This is a genomic window from Azohydromonas lata, from assembly GCF_034427735.1.
Lineage (GTDB): Bacteria > Pseudomonadota > Gammaproteobacteria > Burkholderiales > Burkholderiaceae_C > Azohydromonas > Azohydromonas lata.
In genome coordinates this window covers 1-206 of the sequence record NZ_JAXOJX010000299.1, presented here as the reverse complement: position 1 = coordinate 206, position 206 = coordinate 1, and the positions used below count along the sequence as shown (strand labels likewise).

1 protein-coding gene is annotated in these 206 nt (G+C 62.1%); it reads right to left on the bottom strand.

The features are described 5' to 3' along the window. Positions 1-206: NAD(P)(+) transhydrogenase (Re/Si-specific) subunit beta (locus SM757_RS35485; protein WP_322468936.1), on the bottom strand; the 206-nt coding region annotated here is incomplete at both ends.

Sequence of the window (206 nt, the reverse complement as noted above, 5' to 3'; positions counted from 1 at the left end):
TTGAAGAACGAGCGGTTCATGGCCTTGCACATGATGTAGCTCAGGATGGCGCCTGAAGAGCCCACCAGCGAGCCGGCAATGATCAGCATGGAGTTGTTCAGGCTGAAGCCGATGCCCGCGGCGGCCCAGCCCGAGTAGCTGTTGAGCATCGAGACCACCACGGGCATGTCGGCGCCGCCGATGGGGATGATGATCAGCACGCCCAG